Annotated in this window: 16 protein-coding genes; 4 read left to right on the plus strand and 12 right to left on the minus strand. The window is 70.9% G+C overall.

The window, feature by feature from the left end; translation table 11 throughout:
- The first annotated feature begins 412 nt into the window (after positions 1 to 412).
- Entirely contained in the window at positions 413 to 826 is a 414-nt protein-coding gene (locus ACIP2X_RS32615; RefSeq protein WP_401680085.1) for an ATP-binding protein, read from the plus strand.
- A 62-nt stretch (positions 827 to 888) separates the two neighbouring features.
- On the opposite strand, the gene ACIP2X_RS32620 is transcribed toward ACIP2X_RS32615, so the two are convergent.
- Entirely contained in the window at positions 889 to 2,355 is a 1,467-nt protein-coding gene (locus ACIP2X_RS32620) for a sensor histidine kinase (protein ID WP_401680088.1), read from the minus strand.
- Complete coding sequence (locus ACIP2X_RS32625; RefSeq protein WP_401680091.1) at positions 2,352 to 3,041, minus strand: response regulator transcription factor; 690 nt, start codon at positions 3,039 to 3,041, stop codon at positions 2,352 to 2,354. The genes ACIP2X_RS32620 and ACIP2X_RS32625 overlap by 4 nt, the downstream gene beginning before the upstream one ends.
- Positions 3,042 to 3,208: 167 nt before the next feature.
- Here ACIP2X_RS32625 and ACIP2X_RS32630 point away from each other — a divergent pair, with 167 nt between their 5' ends.
- Positions 3,209 to 5,611, plus strand: a complete 2,403-nt coding sequence (locus ACIP2X_RS32630) for an MMPL family transporter (RefSeq protein WP_401680257.1) — start codon at positions 3,209 to 3,211, stop codon at positions 5,609 to 5,611.
- Here ACIP2X_RS32630 and ACIP2X_RS32635 read toward each other — a convergent pair.
- The 5 genes from ACIP2X_RS32635 to ACIP2X_RS32655 form a co-directional block, all read right to left on the minus strand.
- Complete coding sequence (locus tag ACIP2X_RS32635) at positions 5,604 to 6,221, minus strand: Uma2 family endonuclease (protein WP_401680094.1); 618 nt, start codon at positions 6,219 to 6,221, stop codon at positions 5,604 to 5,606. The genes ACIP2X_RS32630 and ACIP2X_RS32635 overlap by 8 nt on opposite strands.
- Before the next feature lie 91 nt (positions 6,222 to 6,312).
- Positions 6,313 to 7,083, minus strand: a complete 771-nt coding sequence (locus tag ACIP2X_RS32640) for a TetR/AcrR family transcriptional regulator (protein WP_401680097.1) — start codon at positions 7,081 to 7,083, stop codon at positions 6,313 to 6,315.
- Between the two features lie 9 nt (positions 7,084 to 7,092).
- The gene (locus ACIP2X_RS32645) at positions 7,093 to 7,551 is read right to left on the minus strand and encodes a thiol-disulfide oxidoreductase DCC family protein (protein ID WP_401680099.1); all 459 of its coding nucleotides are present in this window, start codon (positions 7,549 to 7,551) and stop codon (positions 7,093 to 7,095) included.
- Between the two features lie 122 nt (positions 7,552 to 7,673).
- Positions 7,674 to 8,081 carry a hypothetical protein gene (locus tag ACIP2X_RS32650; RefSeq protein WP_401680102.1) on the minus strand — a complete coding sequence of 136 codons (408 nt, stop codon included), beginning with the start codon at positions 8,079 to 8,081 and terminating at the stop codon, positions 7,674 to 7,676.
- Positions 8,082 to 8,191: 110 nt separating this feature from the next.
- On the minus strand, positions 8,192 to 8,602 hold the full coding sequence (locus ACIP2X_RS32655; RefSeq protein ID WP_401680105.1) for a VOC family protein: 411 nt from the start codon (positions 8,600 to 8,602) through the stop codon (positions 8,192 to 8,194).
- A gap of 68 nt (positions 8,603 to 8,670) precedes the next feature.
- Here ACIP2X_RS32655 and ACIP2X_RS32660 point away from each other — a divergent pair, with 68 nt between their 5' ends.
- Complete coding sequence (locus ACIP2X_RS32660; RefSeq protein ID WP_401680107.1) at positions 8,671 to 9,063, plus strand: hypothetical protein; 393 nt, start codon at positions 8,671 to 8,673, stop codon at positions 9,061 to 9,063.
- Positions 9,063 to 11,549 carry a DUF4132 domain-containing protein gene (locus ACIP2X_RS32665; protein ID WP_401680110.1) on the plus strand — a complete coding sequence of 829 codons (2,487 nt, stop codon included), beginning with the start codon at positions 9,063 to 9,065 and terminating at the stop codon, positions 11,547 to 11,549. The genes ACIP2X_RS32660 and ACIP2X_RS32665 overlap by 1 nt, the downstream gene beginning before the upstream one ends.
- A 63-nt stretch (positions 11,550 to 11,612) precedes the next feature.
- Here the strand turns inward: ACIP2X_RS32665 and ACIP2X_RS32670 are convergent, their stop codons facing one another.
- The 5 genes from ACIP2X_RS32670 to ACIP2X_RS32690 form a co-directional block, all read right to left on the minus strand.
- On the minus strand, positions 11,613 to 12,374 hold the full coding sequence (locus ACIP2X_RS32670) for a succinate dehydrogenase iron-sulfur subunit (RefSeq protein WP_401680113.1): 762 nt from the start codon (positions 12,372 to 12,374) through the stop codon (positions 11,613 to 11,615).
- Positions 12,374 to 14,128, minus strand: a complete 1,755-nt coding sequence (gene sdhA / locus ACIP2X_RS32675) for a succinate dehydrogenase flavoprotein subunit (protein WP_401680116.1) — start codon at positions 14,126 to 14,128, stop codon at positions 12,374 to 12,376. Before sdhA ends, ACIP2X_RS32670 begins: the two co-directional genes overlap by 1 nt.
- Positions 14,129 to 14,150: 22 nt before the next feature.
- A complete protein-coding gene (locus tag ACIP2X_RS32680; RefSeq protein ID WP_401680119.1) occupies positions 14,151 to 14,633 on the minus strand; it encodes a succinate dehydrogenase hydrophobic membrane anchor subunit in 483 nt (160 codons plus the stop codon).
- A gap of 5 nt (positions 14,634 to 14,638) precedes the next feature.
- A complete protein-coding gene (sdhC, locus tag ACIP2X_RS32685) occupies positions 14,639 to 15,019 on the minus strand; it encodes a succinate dehydrogenase, cytochrome b556 subunit (RefSeq protein WP_401680122.1) in 381 nt (126 codons plus the stop codon).
- Between the two features lie 200 nt (positions 15,020 to 15,219).
- Positions 15,220 to 15,738, minus strand: coding sequence for a 2-oxo-4-hydroxy-4-carboxy-5-ureidoimidazoline decarboxylase (locus tag ACIP2X_RS32690; RefSeq protein ID WP_401680125.1), 519 nt, complete (start codon positions 15,736 to 15,738; stop codon positions 15,220 to 15,222).
- Between the last annotated feature and the right edge of the window lie 61 nt (positions 15,739 to 15,799).

Consider the following 15,799-nt stretch of genomic DNA (forward strand, 5'->3'; position numbering starts at 1 on the left):
GACAAGTTCGCCCCCCTCTCGACCAAGTCGCCTTCCGTACCGGAAGCACTCCGTGATGGAGTGGCCATGCCATGGGGAAGTGGCACCTGGGGCCTTGGGGAGGGCACCGATGCGATCGGTTCGCACGCGGATCGCCGCGACATCGACGGTGAGCGCCGCGACATCGACGGTGCTCGGGGCCGTTTCGGCCGCCGGCTCCCCGCCGCACCCCATCCGCGGCCACCCGTGTCCCACCGACGGCGCCCGGGTGCCGCGCGTATGGCGGCTCACCCGGATCTGACGCCCGCCCGGCCCGCCGGCGAACGGACGCCGTTGCGCGGCATCGACAGTCACCGGATCCGCCCAAGTGATGCCGGACAGCCCTCGGACACAGCACCATGTGTCGCAGGTGTGTGCGGGGTGAGGAGTGAACGTGGTGAGACGCTACGCCTTCCGGCTGCCCCGGCACCCGGCCTCCGTCGGTCTCGCCCGGCGCAGGGTGCGGGACCATCTGACCGACTGGGGACTCGGCGCCGGGAGCCCGGCGCTGGCCGACGCCGTGCTGCTGGTGTCCGAGCTCGCCACCAACGTCGTACGCCACGGCCCGCTGACGGAGGCCGAGTTCGAGATAGCGGTGACCGCTCTCGCCGACGGCTCCTGCCTCATCGAGGTCTCCGACGAGGGCGCCCGCATGCCCCGCCTGCGGACCGTCGACGACGACCAGGAGGCCGGCCGGGGCCTGCACCTCGTGGAGCACGTCGCCACCGCGTGGGGCGTCTGGAGCAGGGGCACCCACGGCAAGACGGTGTGGGCCCTGGTGCACTCCGAGCCGCAGGCCCCGGCGTAGGGGGCCCGCGCAAGCCCCTCACCCACGCGCCGCCCCACTCACCACGGCGCCCCGCTTCCGCGCTACGCCCCCACTCGCGCCCGCACCGGCAGCGTCACCGTCACCGCGAGTCCCTCGCCCGGCGCCGTACGCACCCCCACCCCGCCCCCGTGGGCGTGGACCACGCCCTGCACGATCGCCATCCCCAGCCCGCTGCCCGCGCCGCCTCCGGTGCGGAAGAAGCGGTCGAAGATGCGGGCCGCGTCCTCCGCGTCCAGCCCCGGCCCGTCGTCGGCGACACACAGCCGCACGGCCCCGTCGTCCGCCCGCTCCACCCCGAGCCGCACCGGCACGTCGGCGGGCGTGTGGATGCGCACGTTGGTCACCAGGTTGCCGAGGACCTGCCGCAGCCCCGACTCGTCGGCGTGCACCAGCACCGAGCCCTCGGCCCGCACGGATATCGGCCGCTCCGGCTGCTGCACACGCAGGTCCTCGGCCGCGTCGCGCACCAGGCGGCTCACGTCCACGTTGCGGAACCGCAGTTGGGGTTCCTGGTCGAGGCGGGCGAGCGTGAGCAGTTCGTCGACGAGCCGGCCCATGCGGTCGGCCTCCGCCAGCACCCGCTCCCACGCGCGCCCCCGGTCCGCCGGGTCGCGCAGCATGCCCTTGTCGTAGAGCTGGAGATAGCCGCGTATCGCGGACAGCGGGGTGCGCAGTTCGTGCGAGGCGTCCGCGACGAAGCGGCGCAGCTGGGCGGCGCTGTGCTCACGGGTGCGGTACGCCGACTCCACCTGGTGGAGCATGGAGTTGAGGGCGAGCCGCAGCTGCTCGACCTCCAGGGTGGGCTCGCGGCTGGAGGGCACACGCCGGGTCAGGTCGCCCTCCGCGATGGCCGTGGACGTCTCGACCATGTCCTCCAGCGGCTGGGTGCGGCGCCGCACGCTGAACATCGTCAGCCAGGCCAGCATGGCCGTCAGCAGGATGCCGGCCGCGATGTCGAGCTTCAGGGCCCGGGCGACCACCTCCCTGAGGGACTCGGTCGAGGCGGCGAGCAGCACGGTCGTGCCGTCGGCGAGCTGTCCGGCGGTGACGCGGTAGTGGCCTCCCCGCATCTGCAGGTCGTGCGGCTCGGTGTCGGCGGCGAGGGCCGCCGGGTCGTCCACGGCGTCGGCCAGGGCCCGCTGGATGCCGGTCGGGGCGATGCCGCCGATCGTCCGGGCCCGCCCGTCGCGGTCGACGGCCACGAAGAGCGAGCCCTGCACCAGGGAGTCGGTGTCGTCGCCGGAGGCCTCCGCTCCCATCTTTTCGCTCAGGGCGAACAGCGCGGTCAGGGAGTCGACCTGCTCGAAGGTCAGCGGGGTCTCCCCGATCGAGTCCCGTGACACCATCAGCTCCCGGTCGACGGCGTCGAGCAGGTAGAGCCGCATGCCCATCACGCTGACGCATGTCGCGACGACGACGCCGAGTGCCAGCAGCAGCACGTTCGCCATGGTCAGCTTGCCGCGCAGGGAGCGTGGGCCGCGCGCGCGGCGCCCCTTCGGCCACCTCATGCCAGGCCGTACCCGACGCCGCGCCGGGTGGTGATCACGGGCGGTCCCAGGGTGTCCAGCTTGCGCCGCAGATAGCTGATGTAGGTCTCCACGACGGTCGACTCGGACGGCGCGTGCTCGTACTGCCAGACGTGCCGCAGGAGTTGCTCCTTGGGCACGATCCGGCCGCCGTTGCGCACCAGGAAGCGCAGCAGCGCGTACTCGGTGGGGGTCAGCTCGACCGACCTGCCCGCGCGGTGCACGCGGTACGTCGTCTCGTCCAGCTCCAGGTCGCCGTAGCGCAGGGGCGGGCGCTGCGGCAGGACGTCGGCGGACCGGGTGCGGCGCAGCACCGCGGTGACCCGGGCGACCACCTCGTCGATGTTGAAGGGTTTGGTGATGTAGTCGTCGCCGAAGCCGAGGGCGCCGACGATCTCCGCGGGCGAGTCGCGCGCGGTGAGGAAGACCAGCGCCAGGTCGGGCCGCCGCGCGCGCAGTTCGCGGCCGAGTGCCCGGCCGTCGCCGTCCGGGAGCATGACGTCGAGCAGCGCCGCGTCGGGCCGGGTGCGCTCGGCCAGGGCGAGCGCCTCGCGGACGGTGCCCGCGGTCATGACCTCGAAACGGTGGTAGCGCAGGGCGATCGCGAGGACGTCGGCGATGCTCACCTCGTCCTCCACGACCAGCACGGTGCCGGGAGCCGTCGTCATGTCCCCAGTATCGGCGCGGCCACCGACAACGGGGCCCGGGATCGCTTTGGAGTTCCTTGAGAGTCATGGCCGCGTCGTGTCCACACCCGCGCGCCGCCACCAATCCTGTTGCGCAGGACCTGGGGGACCGACCGACTTGCGACGAAGGAGCGTAGAGCGTGGCGACATTGGCACGCTGGTGCTATCGACACCGGCTGGTGGTCCTGGTGCTGTGGGTGGGGGCGTTGTTCGGCCTGGGTGTCACGGCGACGACGGCGGGGACGGACTACGCGAACGTCTTCTCGCTGCCCGACACCGACTCGAAGCGCGCGTACGACCTGATGGAGAAGGCCTTCCCGGAGAGCGCCGGGGACACCGACACGGTGGTGTGGAAGGTCGACGAGGGCTCGGTCCGGGACGAGGAGGTACGGTCCCGGATCGAGCCCGCGCTGGCGAGCATCGGCGCGATGGACGGCGTCGGCGAGGTCACCGGCCCCTACGCCGGTGAGCGGGGCGCGACACAGATCAGCCGGGACGGGCGGATCGCGTACGCCCAGGTGACCTTCACCGAGCAGGTGAACGCCGTGCCGATGGAGCTGATCGAGGACGTCATGGACACCGCGCGGGCGGCGCAACGCGACGGACTCCAGGTCGAGCTGGGCGGGCAGGCGATCGCGCGCACCCAGGAGCCGCCCACCGGCACCGCCGAACTGGTCGGCATCGGCGCGGCGGCGATCGTGCTGTTCCTGGCGTTCGGCTCGCTGTTCGCGATGGTGCTGCCGATCGTCGTGGCGGTCTTCGGCGTGGGCACCGGCATGCTCTCGACGATGCTGCTCAGCCATGCCACGAACGTGCCCGACGTGGCCCCGCTGCTCGGCTCGCTGATCGGTCTCGGCGTCGGCATCGACTACGCGCTGTTCATCGTGACCCGCCACCGGCGCGGCATCCTGCGCGGCACCAAGCCCGAGGAGGCGGCCGTCACCGCCCTCAACACCTCCGGCCGCGCGGTGCTGTTCGCCGGTGGCACGGTCTGCATCGCGCTGGCGGGCATGCTGGTGATGAACCTGCGCTTCCTGGACGGTGTGGTCGTCGCGACCTCCCTCACCGTCGTGTTCAGCGTCCTCGCGGCCGTCACGCTGCTGCCCGCGCTGCTCGGTCTGCTCGGCATGCGGGTGCTCAACCGCCGCCAGCGCGCCCGGCTGGCCCACGCGGGGCCGGAGCCGGAGGAGGCGAGCGGCCTCGCGGCACGCTGGTCGGCCTACGTCCAGCGGCGTCCGCGCACGATCGCGGCGCTCGCGCTGGCGGTCATGGTGGTGCTGGCCCTGCCCGTGCTGTCCATCCGGCTGGGCGCCACCGACCAGGGCAACCACCAGGAGACGCAGACCACCCGGCAGGCCTACGACCTGCTCGCCGAGGGCTTCGGGCCCGGCTTCAACGGGCCGCTCCAGGTCGTGGTGGACGGCACGGCACCCGACACGCTGGTGCCGCGCATCGAGTCGGCCGACGGTGTCGCGCAGGTGGCCGCGCTGCCGCCCGCGAACGACGTCACGGTGATCCAGGTGGTGCCGACGACCTCACCGCAGTCCGAGGAGACCGACCGGCTGATCGACGTGCTGCGCGACGAGGTGATCCCGGCGTCCGGCGCCGAGGCCCATGTGGGCGGCGTGACGGCGGTCTTCAAGGACTTCGCGTCGGTGACCGGCGACCGGCTGCCGTACTTCGTCGCGACGATCATCGCGCTCGGTTTCCTGCTGCTGCTGGTGGCCTTCCGCTCGCTGGTGGTCCCGCTGACGGCGGCGCTGATGAACCTGATCGCCGCGGCCGCGTCCTTCGGCGTCCTGGTGGCGATCTTCCAGTGGGGCTGGGGTACGGAGCTGCTCGGCATCGGCAAGGAGGGCCCGATCACGGCGTTCCTGCCGGTCATCATGTTGTCGCTGCTGTTCGGCCTGTCGATGGACTACCAGGTGTTCCTGGTGAGCCGGATGCACGAGGAGTGGGTGCACACCAAGGACAACGCGCGCGCGGTGCGTGTCGGCCTCGCGGAGACCAGCCGCGTCATCAACTGCGCGGCACTGATCATGATCTGTGTCTTCTCCGCGTTCGTGCTGAGCGGCGACATGGAGGGCGCGATGGCCGGCATCGGCCTGGCGGCGGCGGTCGCACTCGACGCGTTCATCCTGCGCACGGCGCTGGTGCCGGCCGCGATGCACCTGCTGGGCAACTCCAACTGGTGGCTGCCGGCGGGGCTGGAGAAGCGGCTGCCGCACCTGGCGGTGGAGCCGCGGGAGGAGGAGCCCGCCCACGAGACGAGCGGTCCCGCCTCCGTCGTCCACGGCTTCATCCGTACGGCGGACGGCGAGCCCGTCCCTGACGCCGTGGTGACCCTGCTGTCGCGTGGCGGACGCCAGCTGGACAGGGTGACGTCGCTCGCGGACGGCTCGTACATCGTGGCGGTGCCGGGGCCGGGGACGTATCTGCTGGCGGTGACGGCGGCGAGGCACCCCTCGAGCGCGGGTCATGTGGCGGTCGGCGAGGGGCCGTCGGTGTACGACGTGGAGCTGGCGGAGGGGGAGGTGGACGCCGTCAGTTAGCCTTCCGCTGCCCGGCCTTGATGATCTGCTCCACGTCGAGGGTGACCTCGGCGCCGATCGTCTCGGGCAGCGTGATCGTCTCGCCGGGAGCGTGAACGCGATGGTTCGCGTACTCGCTCCCGGTCGGCTCCGTGAGGACGTGGAGCCGCTGATGCTTGCGGTCGACGACGAGGTAGACGGGGATCTTGGCCTGAGCGTAGGCGCCGGGCTTGGTCCGCAGGTCGTCCTTCCAGTTGCTGGAGGTGACCTCCAGGACGAGGCGGAAGCAGACCGGGTCGTACGTGTTGTTCTCGACGAAGTGATCATCGATGTCGGAGTCCACCACCACGAGATCGGGGATGGCGTAGTCCTCGGTCCCGGTCGGCAGCCGGAGACCGACGTTCTGGAGAACCTCGGTTTCGCCGTCGTCCAGCCCTGCGGCGATGAAGGGTCGCATCAGCTTGGTCAGAGCGCGGGCGTGGGGGGCATCCGGTGATCGGGTCACGAGGAGGTGGCCTCCGATGATCTCGACGCGGTAGCCCGGATGGCGCTCCATGATCTCGTCGGCGATGGCCGTGAGAGAGAACGACTCGTCGTCGTCGAAGGGCTGCTCGACGGATGCAGCGGACATCGCGTGTCTCCCAGGGGCTGGTGTCGAGAGCATCATCGTGGGCAGGTGAGGCCCCGATCGTCCCGATCGCGAGGCTTCACCCGATCGTGGATCAGCCCGCCCGGCCCTTGCCTCCCGGATCCGGCAGCGCCTTGGTCATCCCGGGCAGGAAGTCCGTGAACAGCTCGTGCACCTCCAGCACCAGCGGCCGGAGCACCCGGAAGCGGGCCAGGGACACGCCGCGGGCGGTGAGCCGGGCGCCGCGTTCGGCCAACCGGTAGCTGCGCTCCCGCCCCTTGGTGCGGTCGAAGATCCAGTACAGGACGAGGCCCATCTGGGAGAGCCACATCAGCTCGGGAAGGATGTCGCGCAGCTCCGGCGCCACCTTGGTCCTCGAACCCGACAGCACCTCACGGTGGACGCTGATGGCCTCCTCGCGCGCGTGCTCCGACTCCGGGGAGAACGGGCTGAGCGGGCTGTCCGGGTCGGCGGCGTTCTTGAAGAACTGCACCGCGAACTCGTGGTACGGCATCGCCACGTCCAGCCAGGCCTTCAGGACGCCGGCGAGCCGTGACTCCAGGTCGGTCTCCCGCTCCAGCACGTCCCGGACCGCCGCCTGGTGCTCGGCGGCGACCCGGTCGTAGAAGCCCTGGATGAGGTGCTCCTTGCCGGCGAAGTAGTAGTACGCGTTGCCGACGGAGACCCCCGCCTCCTGCGCGATGGCCCGCATGGTGGTCTTGTCGTACCCGCGCTCCCGGAACAGCCGCATCGCGGTCTCCAGGATCAGTGCGCGGGTCTGCTCGGACTTGGTCTGCTCCGCCTTGGCAGGCGTGTCGCCGCCCGCGCCGGGGCGGTCGTTCGGGCTGTCGTTGTTCGCGGGCACGAAGAGAGCCTAGTCAGTGGGACAGGCGCCGTCCGCGCACCCCTTGGGGAGGTACACCCGGCCCAGGGACGGTTCGTACGTCCACCCCTCGGCGCGCTGGTACGCCTGTCCGCCCCACTGCCCGCCACGCCACTTCGCGGCGGCCAGCGCCGCTCCCCTGGCGAGGCGCATCCCCGCCGGCGTGCTCAGGCGATGGGCCAGCGGGCGGTGTTCGCGCAGCGCCCACAGGGTGACGATCCACGCGGCGGCCCCCCGGTAGACCTGCCCGCCGTCACCGACGACGGTGATGTCGTCCAGGGTCGTGCCGTGGTCGAGGCCGGGAAGGCGCCGCCGCGCCTCGGCGGAACCGGCGGGCACCAGGTCCAGCGGCACCAGCTGCCGCTGTCGTGCCAGCCAGTCGCGCAGGAAGGCGCACAGCGCGCAGTCGGCGTCGTACAGCACGGTCAGCCGGCGAACCGGGGCGCGCACCGCGCCCCGGACCACCACCGCCGCAGCGGCGTCGCTGCCGCCCCGACCCCCGTCCGGGGCGGCAGCACCGTCACCGCGACCGAGCCGCGGTCCGCGGCCCCCCTGCGCGGTCCCCACGGTGCTCACGCCCCGGCCGCCGGAGCGGCCCACCCCTGGGGCGCGACCGGCGGCTGCTGCTCACGCTCCATGACGCCGCGCCGCCGGATCCGGTTGAGCACGTACACGTTGCCCAGGTGCATCACCCCGAGCACCAGCAGCACCACACCGAGCTTGGTCGACAGCGCCTCGAAGACGCCGCGTGTGTCGCTTATGGTCTCGTCGCCGCTCAGGTACAGCGCGACGAAGCCGAGGTTGACCAGGTAGAAGCCGACCACCAGGAGATGGTTGACGGCATCGGCGAGCTTCTCGTTGCCGTGCAGCACGTCGGCCAGGAAGACCCGCCCGTTCCGGCTGAGCGTGCGGGCCACCCAGATGGTCAGGCTGATGCTGACGACCAGGTAGATGACGTAGGCGACGACCGTGCGATCCATGTCCCCCACCCTTTCTTGAACGCGTTCAAAACGCTGACGGGGATGACTGTAGCCCTGTTTTTGAACGTGTTCAAGTGGGGATGGGGGACCCGGTGCCGACGGGGCGCGCGTCAGGAGATCCGGCCCAACTCCGGCCGTTTGCTGTAGTCCGTGAACCCGACGACGTTCCCCCAGGGGTCGGCGATCTCGACCGTCCAGCCGGTGACCACGGGGGAGGGGGCGTCGAGCAGAGGGATGCCCGCGGCGGCCAGCGAGTCGGCCGCCACCCGCGCGTCCGGCACCTCCACCCACACGCGCGGGGACGGCCACGGCGGCGGCCGGTGCCCGAACTCCTCCTCCTCGCGCAGCAGGAGCCCGGGCGTCTCGCCGCCGACCCTCAGCAACGCGATCCCCGCCTCGTCGATCCGGAACCCCGTCGTGAAACCGGCCCGCTCGTAGAAACCGACGGCCTCGCCGAGGTCCCCGACGGGCAGCAGCACGTTGTCGAAACCGAGCAGCTCGTACGACTCGTCATCTGACATGCCGTCAGCGTAGGTCGGCGAGCGCCCGAACCCCGGCATTGTCAGTGGTGGCCCTTACCGTCGTCGTCATGGCAATCGTGACGTTCGTCGACGAGACGACGACGGGGGACAGGGGCGCGGGCTGGGAGCTCGAGGTCGCCGAGGAGCGGCTCACCGTGGGTGAGTTGATCAGGCGCCGGGTGTTCCAGGAGGTCGCCGAGTACAACGCGCGCACACCGGGCGTGTTCCAGGGCCTCGTGCAGCCCTCGGGCACCGAACGGGTGCTGAACGGGTACGCGTTGCGCACCCCCCGGCGCATGGACCCCGAGGCGCAGACCGCGCTGGCGCTGAAGGCCTTCGCGGGCAACGGCTTCCTGATCCTCGTGGGCGACCGCCAGGTCACGGACGTGGACGCGGAGATCGAGCTGGCGTTCGGCACCGAGGTCACGTTCCTCAAGCTCGTCCCCCTGGTGGGTGGCTGATGATCACATCGACCGCCGAGTACGCCGGACAGGTCAGGGGCGTCCTGGACCTGATCGCCGCCGGGGACGCCGAGGGGGCCGTGCCCCGGCTCCTCGCCCTCGCCGAGACGATCGACGACCACTGGAGCGGGGAGGGCCGCAAGGTCGTCACCGCCGTGCGGGACGCGCCCCCGCACTTCAAGGCGGCACTGCTGCACCGCCTGGCCGTCCGGTACCACGAGCTGGAGGAGAACACGGCCCTCCGCCGCCGCGTCGTGCACCTGGTCGACTGGATCCAGGGCGAGGGCCTGTTCGAAGGGCAACCGCGCGACACCCGCGCCGCGCTGATCCGGCTCGCCGCCGAGCGGGAGATGCACCACCACACCGAGCACCTGGTGCGCCTCGCCGAGCTGGAGCTGGCCGAGGGCCGTGACCTCCCCGGCGAGTTCGTCGCCGTCGTCCGCCGCTCCCAGCTCATGCTCTGGAACGGCTCCCAGCAGCTCGGACCCCTGGTGAAGCGCATGACCCACCCCGTCCTGAACCCCGGGGAGGCCTGGTCCGACCAGGCGCTCGCGGACATCTCCGGCCTCGACGAGGTCTGGCAGCGGCTGCTCGCCCACTCCGCCACCGCCACCGCCGCCCGCCCCTCGGCGAAGTGGGAGCGCACGGCACGGTCCCTGATCGACGCCGTCGGGCCCGAGGCCCTGCGGCAGCGGGCGCTGCCCTGGCTGAGCCTGGTGGGGCGGCCGCGCACCCAAGCGCTGGTGTCCACGTACTACGGCGCGAACCCCAACGACACCCTGGACCCGTACAACGCCAACGCGCTGCGCGGACTGACCTGGCTGCTGGCCCTGCTGCCCGCCCACGCCGAGACCGCGCGCACCCTCGGCACCCTGGTGGAAACCTGCCTGAAGAAGGTCCAGGGGCTCGGCCCGCGCAACCCCAAGGTCGCCAACGCCGCCGTCAACGCACTCGCCCGCCTCGACGGCGAGGCCGCCCTCGCCGAACTGGCGCGGCTCACCACCCGCGTCACCTACAAGGGCACGCTCAAGCTGCTCGACACCGCGCTCGACACCCGCGCGCAGGCGCTCGGCCTCGGCCGCGACGAGATCGAGGAGCTCGCCGTCCCCGCGTACGGCCTCACCGCCGTCGGCCACGCCCGGTACACGTTCGGCGAGGCCACCGCCGAACTGCGCGTCGAAGGTCCCCGCGCGGTGCTGAACTGGCGGAACGCGGCAGGCAAGCCGGTCAAGGCCGTCCCCGCCGCCGTCCGGCGCGACCACGCCGACGAGCTGAAGGAACTCAAGGCGGCGGTCAAGGACATCGACAAGATGCTCACGGCCCAGAGCGAGCGGCTCGACCGGCAGTTCCTCGCCCGGCGCACCTGGTCCTACGCCACCTGGCGCGAGCGCTACCTCGACCATCCCCTCGTCGGCACGCTCGCCCGCCGTCTGCTGTGGACCGTCGACGGCACCACCGTCGGGTTCGCGGACGGCGCCCCGCGCACCCTCACCGACGACCCCGTCACCGAGGGCACCGAGGTCGCGCTCTGGCACCCCGTCGACCACGAGCCGGCCCACGTCGTCGCCTGGCGGGACTGGCTGGAACGGCACCGGATCACCCAGCCGTTCAAGCAGGCCCACCGCGAGGTGTACCTGCTCACGGACGCCGAGCGCGCGACCGGCACGTACTCGAACCGGTTCGCGGCGCACATCCTGCGCCAGCACCAGTTCCACTCACTCGCCGCCATCCGCGGCTGGCGCAACAAGCTGCGCCTGTGCGTCGACGACGAGGCCCCGCCGGCCACCCGCGAACTGCCGCAGTGGGGCCTGCGCGCCGAGTACTGGATCGAGGGCGAGGGCGAGGACCACGGCGTCGACACCACCGAGTCCGGCAGCTACCTCCGGCTGCGCACCGACCAGGTCCGCTTCTACCCGATCGACGCCCCGGAGAACTCGGCGCACTGCTACGGCGGCGAGTACCGCATGTGGCTGCGCGACGGCGCCGACCCGGTCGGCCCGCTCCCCCTCGCCGGCATCCCGCCCCTCGTGCTGTCCGAAGTCCTGCGGGACGTCGACCTGTTCGTCGGAGTCGCCAGCGTCGGCAACGACCCGACCTGGCAGGACGGCGGCCCGGACGGCCGGTTCCGCGAGTACTGGACGTCGTACGGCTTCGGGGAGCTCGGCCAGAGCGCCGAGACGCGCCGCGCGCTGCTCGCCCGTCTGATACCGAGGCTCGCGATAGCCGACCGCTGCACGCTGGAGGGCCGCTTCCTCCAGGTGAAGGGCGAACGCCACACGTACCGGATCCATCTCGGCTCGGGCAACATCCTCAGGAGCCCGAACGACCAGTACCTGTGCATCGTCCCCAGGTCGGCCGCGGGCACCCCGCAGTCCGGCTACCTGCCCTACGAGGGCGACCGGATGCTGGCGGTCGTCCTCAGCAAGGCGATGATGCTGGCGGACGACACCAAGATCACCGATCCGACCATCCTGAGCCAGCTGTAGACGCGCGAGGGCCCCGCCTCCGGTGCCTCACCGGAAACGGGGCCCTCGCGAAAGAGACGGAGATCAGAAGCGGCGCGTGATGAGCGCCCGCTTCACCTCCTGGATCGCCTTGGTGACCTCGATACCGCGAGGGCAGGCGTCCGTGCAGTTGAACGTCGTGCGGCAGCGCCACACGCCGTCACGGTCGTTGAGGATCTCCAGGCGCTGCTCACCGGCCTCGTCGCGCGAGTCGAAGATGAACCGGTGGGCGTTGACGATCGCCGCGGGGCCGAAGTACTGGCCGTCGTTCCAGAACACCGGGCACGAGGAGGTGCACGCCGCGCACAGGATGCACTTCGTCGTGTCGTCGAAGCGCTCGCGGTCCTCGGCGGACTGCAGACGCTCACGCGTCGGCTCGTTGGTCTCCTTCGTGATCAGGAAGGGCATCACGTCGCGGTACGCCTGGAAGAACGGGTCCATGTCGACGATCAGGTCCTTGAGGACCGTCAGGCCCTTGATGGGCTCGACCGTGATCGGCTTCTCGGGGTTGATGTCCTTGATCAGCGTCTTGCAGGCAAGGCGGTTCTTGCCGTTGATCCGCATGGCGTCCGAGCCGCAGATGCCGTGCGCGCAGGAGCGGCGGAACGTCAGGGTGCCGTCCAGATCCCACTTGATCTTGTGCAGACCGTCGAGGACGCGCTCCTTGGGGTCGATCTCCAGCTGGAAGTCTTCCCAGGTCGCGTCCGCCGAGACCTCCGGGTTGAAGCGGCGGATCCGGAAGGTGACGGTGATGTACGGGGAGGCCGCGGACTGCGCCTCGGCCTTGTCCAGAACGGGTGTAGCCATCAGTACTTACGCTCCATCGGCTGGTAGCGGGTCTGGACGACCGGCTTGTAGTCGAGACGGACGGTTTCGGACCCGTCGGCGCCGACCTCGCGGTACGCCATGGTGTGGCGCATGAAGTTGACGTCGTCGCGGTTGGGGTAGTCCTCGCGGTAGTGACCGCCGCGGGACTCCTTGCGGGCCAGCGCGGAGACCGCCATGACCTCGGCCAGGTCGAGCAGGTTGCCCAGCTCGATGGCCTCCAGTAGGTCCGTGTTGAACCGCTTGCCCTTGTCCTGGATCGCCACGTTCTTGTAGCGCTCACGCAGCTCGGCGATCTTCTCGACGGCCGTCTTGATCGTCTGCTCGGTGCGGAACACCATGACGTTCGCGTCCATGGTCTCCTGCAGCTCCCGCCGCAGGGTCGCCACCCGCTCGTTGCCCGTCGACGTCCGCAGCCGCTCGATCTGCTCCAGGACGAGGGACTCCGGGGTCTCCGGCAGCTCGACGAAGGACGCCTTCTGCGAGTACTCCGCCGCCGAGATGCCGGCCCGCTTGCCGAACACGTTGATGTCCAGCAGCGAGTTGGTGCCGAGGCGGTTGGCGCCGTGCACGGAGACACAGGCGACCTCGCCGGCGGCGTACAGGCCCGGGACGACGGTGGTGTTGTCCGCCAGGACCTCACCCTCGACGTTGGTCGGGATGCCGCCCATCGCGTAGTGCGCCGTCGGCTGGATCGGGATCGGGTCCGTGTACGGCTCGATGCCCAGGTAGGTGCGCGCGAACTCGGTGATGTCCGGGAGCTTGGCGTCCAGCTGCTCCGGCGGCAGGTGGGTGAGGTCCAGGTAGACGTGGTCACCCTCGGGGCCGCAGCCGCGGCCCTCACGGATCTCGGTGTAGATGGAGCGGGACACGACGTCGCGGGAGGCCAGGTCCTTCATGACCGGCGCGTACTTCTCCATGAAGCGCTCGCCGTCCTTGTTGCGCAGGATGCCGCCCTCACCGCGGGCGCCCTCCGTCAGCAGGATGCCCATGCGCCAGATGCCGGTCGGGTGGAACTGGAAGAACTCCATGTCCTCCAGCGGCAGGCCCCGGCGGTAGACGGCGGCCTGGCCGTCACCGGTCAGCGTGTGCGCGTTCGACGTCACCTTGAAGAACTTGCCGGTGCCGCCGGAGGCGTAGATCACGGCCTTCGCCTGGAAGATGTGGATCTCGCCGGTCGCCAGCTCGTACGCCACGACACCGGCCGAGTGCTTGACGCCGTCGACCTCGGTGATCAGCTGGTCCAGGACGTAGAACTCGTTGAAGAACTCCACGCCCTCCTTGACGCAGTTCTGGTACAGCGTCTGGAGGATCATGTGGCCGGTGCGGTCGGCCGCGTAGCAGGAGCGGCGGACCGGGGCCTCGCCGTGGTTGCGGCTGTGGCCGCCGAAGCGGCGCTGGTCGATCGTGCCGTTCGGGGTCCGGTTGAACGGCAGGCCCATCTTCTCCAGGTCGAGGACCGAGTCGATGGCCTCCTTCGCCAGGATCTCGGCGGCGTCCTGGTCGACCAGGTAGTCACCGCCCTTGACCGTGTCGAAGGTGTGCCACTCCCAGTTGTCCTCCTCCACGTTGGCCAGCGCGGCGGCCATGCCGCCCTGCGCGGCGCCCGTGTGGGAGCGGGTGGGGTAGAGCTTGGTCAGCACGGCGGTGCGGCTGCGCTTGGTCGACTCGATGGCCGCGCGCATGCCCGCGCCACCGGCGCCGACGATGACGGTGTCGTACTTGTGGATCTTCATCAGTGGTACCTCAGCCCCGTGCCTAGCGGATGTTCGGGTCGAAGGTGAAGATCACCAGCGTGCCCAGCAGGATCGTGAACACCGTTGCGGTGTACAGCAGGCCCTTCAGCCACAGGCGCGTGTTCGCGCGCTCCGCGTAGTCGTTGATGATCGTGCGCAGGCCGTTGGCGCCGTGCAGCATCGCGAGCCACAGCATCAGCAGGTCCCAGACCTGCCAGAACGGGGACGCCCAGCGGCCGGCCACGAAGGCGAAGCCGATCTTGGAGACGCCGCCGTCCAGCACGAGCTGGATCAGCAGGTGGCCGATGACCAGGACGACCAGCACGATGCCGGACAGCCGCATGAAGAGCCAGGCGGCCATCTCGAAGTTGCCGCGCGTGCTGCGCGGGGTCTTCCTGGTGCGCTGGCGGGGCGGCTCGATGAGCGGCGCGGGGTTGTCGACCGTGTAGACGGAGGCACCCTCGACGGGGCCGATGCCGGAGGCGGTCTGCTCAGTGGTGGACATGCGCGTCAGCTCCCGAAGACTTCACGAGCGGCGTGGCCGAGGACGGGGTAGATCGCCCCGAGCATCAGCACGAGCCAGACGCCCACGACGGACCAGAGCATCTGCTTCTGGTAGCGCGGGCCCTTCGACCAGAAGTCGACGGCGATGACACGCAGGCCGTTGAGCGCGTGGAAGAGGATGGCGGCCACGAGGCCGTACTCCAGCACGGCGACGAGCGGCGTCTTGTAGGTGGCCACGACCTCGTCGTATGCCTCGGGGGAGACACGGACGAGAGCGGTGTCCAGCACGTGTACGAACAGGAAGAAGAAAATGAGGACGCCGGTGACTCGATGAGCCACCCAGGACCACATTCCTTCCCGGCCGCGGTACAGCGTTCCAGCCGGCACGGAAGAACCCTCCGGGAGCGGGGACTGGGGCCTGCCGGCTTCGGTGTCGGACGGGCCCGGCCGGGTACGGTCCACCGGCCCCCAGCATCGTAGCGACGCGCTGCCGCTCGGCTGAGCCCGGGTCTGGCGATGTGATCAAACTGGCAGTCGAACGGGCTATTCGGGTGGGCTGTTCCGTTATGTTCCGGATGGGCCCCCGTCTAGGTGCCGGACGGGCCCGCATCGTGGCTGGTCGCACGGCCTCTCGCGCCTCTGAGCAGCTCCAGCAGCCGCCCCCTGGCCAGGTGGCGGAGTTCTTCCGCCGCCACGACCCGCTCCTCCTCGGGATCGTTCGTCAATCGTGATCGCACCGCGGCGAGCATCCGGTCGGGGATCTCGTCCGGATGTGTGGCGTCCAGACAGATGACGAACACATGGCCGAATCGGGCCTCGTATGCCGCGTGGGCCGCGCCCAGCGCCGTGTGCGCGGCCGAGTACGCGTCCTCCGGAAGGGCCGGCAGGGACTCGGTCGACAGCGCTTCGGCCAGGTCGGCGGCGGTGAGGTCGTAGGCGGCCTCGTCCGAGGCGGCGAGGAGGGCGGCCAGGTCGGGGTAGGGGCGGTGGGCCGTGACGCGGTCCGCCCAGCGGAGGCTGTTCAGGCAGCCGAGGAGGGCCTGCCGGAGTTCCGCGGCGGGGGCGGCGTTGAAGTGCGCCAGGACGGGTGGCGGGCCGGTCCGCACCGGTATGGCGACTCGGCCGGGGAGGTCTGGGAGACGGTGCGCGGGCAGCGTGATTCCTCGT

Source organism: Streptomyces sp. NPDC089424, from assembly GCF_044749345.1.
In the GTDB taxonomy this organism is placed as follows: Bacteria; Actinomycetota; Actinomycetes; order Streptomycetales; family Streptomycetaceae; genus Streptomyces.

Bases quoted from the DNA above. Each gene is read 5' to 3' on its own strand.
- ACIP2X_RS32670 (WP_401680113.1), bottom strand. From the start codon at position 12,374: ATGGCTACACCCGTTCTGGACAAGGCCGAGGCGCAGTCCGCGGCCTCC.
- ACIP2X_RS32650 (WP_401680102.1), bottom strand. From the start codon at position 8,081: ATGGATCGCACGGTCGTCGCCTACGTCATCTACCTGGTCGTCAGCATC.
- ACIP2X_RS32660 (WP_401680107.1), top strand. From the start codon at position 8,671: ATGGCAATCGTGACGTTCGTCGACGAGACGACGACGGGGGACAGGGGC.
- ACIP2X_RS32620 (WP_401680088.1), bottom strand. From the start codon at position 2,355: ATGAGGTGGCCGAAGGGGCGCCGCGCGCGCGGCCCACGCTCCCTGCGC.
- ACIP2X_RS32655 (WP_401680105.1), bottom strand. From the start codon at position 8,602: ATGTCAGATGACGAGTCGTACGAGCTGCTCGGTTTCGACAACGTGCTG.
- ACIP2X_RS32635 (WP_401680094.1), bottom strand. From the start codon at position 6,221: ATGTCCGCTGCATCCGTCGAGCAGCCCTTCGACGACGACGAGTCGTTC.
- ACIP2X_RS32665 (WP_401680110.1), top strand. From the start codon at position 9,063: ATGATCACATCGACCGCCGAGTACGCCGGACAGGTCAGGGGCGTCCTG.
- ACIP2X_RS32625 (WP_401680091.1), bottom strand. From the start codon at position 3,041: ATGACGACGGCTCCCGGCACCGTGCTGGTCGTGGAGGACGAGGTGAGC.
- ACIP2X_RS32680 (WP_401680119.1), bottom strand. From the start codon at position 14,633: ATGTCCACCACTGAGCAGACCGCCTCCGGCATCGGCCCCGTCGAGGGT.
- sdhA (WP_401680116.1), bottom strand. From the start codon at position 14,128: ATGAAGATCCACAAGTACGACACCGTCATCGTCGGCGCCGGTGGCGCG.